Here is a 3211-nt window from a genome sequence, read left to right on the forward strand (position 1 = left end):
ACTCTTCACAATCCTTTTCTTTAAAGGAGTTTACATCGTTCTGGTGACCTAAAAGTAGGTTTTGATTTGGTTCACCGTTTAGGTCTCATTTTATTTAAAATAACTTAACTTAGTTTAAATTATAAAAAATAGAAAAGGCTGTAAATCATACGATTTACAGCCTTTTGATATGTATTAACAACAAAGTTGTCGGGGTGGCAGGATTCGAACCTGCGGCCTCCTGCTCCCAAAGCAGGCGCGATAACCGGGCTACGCTACACCCCGTATAAGGAGTGCAAATATATAATTATTTTTTAAAAAGAAACCTTTTTTAATTATAATTTTCGATAATAAGAATATTTTAATTTTTGTATGTTGTATTAGATATCAATTCAATCAAAATTATTACTTTTGGAGCTTAATAAAAAGACTACTATGACAGATCCAATAGAAAAAGTTAAATGTTTAATTATAGGTTCGGGCCCAGCAGGATATACTGCTGCTATTTATGCGTCTCGAGCTAATATGTTTCCAATTTTATATCAAGGTATGCAGCCTGGTGGTCAATTGACTACAACAAATGAAGTCGAAAATTGGCCTGGAAACCCAGAGGGAATTACAGGTCCAGAAATGATGGTTGGTTTGCAAAAACAAGCAGAACGTTTTGGTACTGAGGTTAGAGATGGTTGGGTAACAAAGGTTGATTTTAGTGGAGAAATTCATAAAGTTTGGATAAATGATACCAAAGAAATGCATTGTGAAACTATTATTATTTCAACAGGTGCAACGGCTAAATATTTAGGCTTACCTTGTGAACAAAAATACTTAAACCTTGGTGGTGGTGTTTCTGCATGTGCAATTTGTGATGGGTTTTTCTATAGAAATCAAGAAGTTGTAATTGTTGGAGCAGGCGATAGTGCTTGTGAAGAAGCTCATTATTTGTCAAAACTATGTTCTAAAGTTACGATGTTGGTAAGAAGTGAAAAATTTAGAGCTTCAAAAATAATGGAAGCAAGAGTTAGAAACACAGCGAATATTGAAATACTTTTAAATACAGAAACCGATGAGGTTTTAGGAGATGGTCAAGTAGTAACTGGAGTGCGAGCAAAGAACAGAACAACGGGTAATTTAACGGTGATTCCTGCAACTGGTTTTTTTGTAGCTATTGGTCATAAACCCAATACCGACATTTTTAAAGATTATTTAGAATTAGATGAAACCGGTTATATTATAAACATTCCAGGAACGTCTAAAACTAATGTTGCTGGTGTTTTTGTAGGTGGTGACGCTGCAGATCACGAATATAGACAAGCCATTACCGCAGCAGGCACTGGCTGTATGGCCGCATTAGATGCAGAACGATATTTGGCTTCAAAGGAATAATTTTCAGACATAAAAAAACCAGCAAATTGCTGGTTTTTTTATGTCTGAATTTGATAATTGCGATAAGGTTTTTATTTTTCTATTTTTTTAAGCGTTGCATTATTTTTAAAAACATCTAATTCTATTTTTGGATCGCCAAGCAATTCTATTTCAGATTTGCCAGTTGCAGAAATAACCACCTTGTCTTTTATATTAATTTGGCAGTTACTATTCATTTCTGTGCTAATATTCATTTCAGAAACGGATAAGGTTTTAGCATCTAAACTGGCGTTATTGTCTAATCTGATGTATGCTAAATTTACATCACCTTCAACAGAGGCTTTAGACTTTTGATACATATCTAATGACAATTCTTGAGTAGTAATAAGAGATTTCATTGAGCTGTTGTCTAATAATTCAATTTTACATTTATCCGCTTTTATGTTTAATTCAGCTTCAGCCTTATCATTTAATTGTAGTGTAAAGTTAGTTGATTTTACATTTAAAAGTGATTTAGAATTATCAAAATTTTTGATGACAATATTTTCTAAATTTAAATCAGCAAGGGCATTTAATGTTGCTTTTTCTTTGACAACCACCATTTTTAATTCGCTTGAATAATTGATTCTAATGTTAAATTTTTTTGAACTAATGATGTTTTTTGTTGTGCTTATCATTAAAGTGTTTCCAATAATTTCATAAACAATTGCATCGTGCAAATTGTCATCAGCTTCAATTTCAATTGAGTTTTTTTCTCCTTTTACTAAAAAGACATCAAGATTGTCGCCAAAATCAATAGCGTCAAAGGAGGCTATTTCTTTAACGGTTAAGGTTACAATTTTTGACCCTTTAATTTTTTCTTTTTTTTGTGCTATAGAAGAAGTTGCGATTAAAAGTGCAAGGAGTAGAAAAGTTAGTTTTGACTTCATGTTGTATATTTTTATATAACAAAAATACCATTTTTATATCAAAAAAAAAACTGCTTTTTTTTGCTGTGTTATTTTTTTTAAAACATGTTGGTCGAAACACGTTTCGATTTAAATTTTTTGGTATAGAATAGTATTAAATGCTGCTCTCACCTCAATAATTTTCGTTTAAGGTTCTTGTGTGCTTATTTTAGTAGAACTTCAACTTGTTGATTATGATCTCGACGCTTTTAAATGGTTTGTATTTCAGTGCAATTTGTTTGAGAGTGCTCTATGTCAAAACGGATAGCCGTTTTTTATAATAAAAACTTTCAGAAGTTGTTTTAGTTGTACAAATGAAACTTACATTACCTGAGATAATAAATCATGAAAGCATAAACAGTATTAAAATAAAACTGATTATAATTTTTGTAATTTGAAAAATAAATTCAACCATTTTTGTATATTTTTTCTTCGTAAGAAGAGGTTATTAATCAGTTTTTTTGTTTATATTTTATTCCGTGCTAAACGTTGACGTTTTTGTTTCACTAGTAATAATATCTTTCCCGTTTATTTTTAGGTGTACTGTCTTTGTTGTTTTTGCTTCATCTTTTGGGCAGTCTAAACATTTGAAATCGCCATCAATCAATTTGTAATATTGGTTTTCTTTGCCATAATACTTATCAATGTCTGAATTTTTATTGGTTAAATAATCGGTAATAGATTCAAAAGAATATAGTGTTGTTTCTTTTGGTATATATAGATAAATATGAACCTCTTGATCTCTATATTTATTGGCTCTGTCTGTAATTAAATAGTTATCTAAGGTAATGGTATTGTTTTTAATTTCAAAATTATAGTTTATTTGATTTGCTCTTTTTTTTGCATCATTGTATGAACTTCCATTCGATGTTTTTTCTATTTGAACAAATGGTTTGCTTTTATTTGTTTTCATTAAATGAATT

Annotated in this window: 2 protein-coding genes, 1 tRNA gene and 1 pseudogene; 1 reads left to right on the top strand and 3 read right to left on the bottom strand. The window is 30.5% G+C overall.

The features are described 5' to 3' along the window. Nucleotides 1–189: 189 nt before the first annotated feature. Nucleotides 190–264 (bottom strand) — tRNA-Pro (locus AABM47_RS01040). Between the two features lie 150 nt (nt 265–414). On the opposite strand from AABM47_RS01040, the gene trxB reads away from it, so the two are divergent. Beyond that, complete coding sequence (gene trxB, locus AABM47_RS01045) at nt 415–1362, top strand: thioredoxin-disulfide reductase (protein WP_338409065.1); 948 nt, start codon at nt 415–417, stop codon at nt 1360–1362. 71 nt (nt 1363–1433) lie between these two features. Here the strand turns inward: trxB and AABM47_RS01050 are convergent, their stop codons facing one another. Continuing rightward, nucleotides 1434–2270, bottom strand: a complete 837-nt coding sequence (locus AABM47_RS01050; RefSeq protein ID WP_338409066.1) for a DUF2807 domain-containing protein — start codon at nt 2268–2270, stop codon at nt 1434–1436. Between the two features lie 490 nt (nt 2271–2760). Next, nucleotides 2761–3211: pseudogene (locus AABM47_RS01055) on the bottom strand (hypothetical protein); the annotation flags it as partial.

This window comes from uncultured Flavobacterium sp. (assembly GCF_963925415.1).
In the GTDB taxonomy this organism is placed as follows: domain Bacteria; phylum Bacteroidota; class Bacteroidia; order Flavobacteriales; family Flavobacteriaceae; genus Flavobacterium.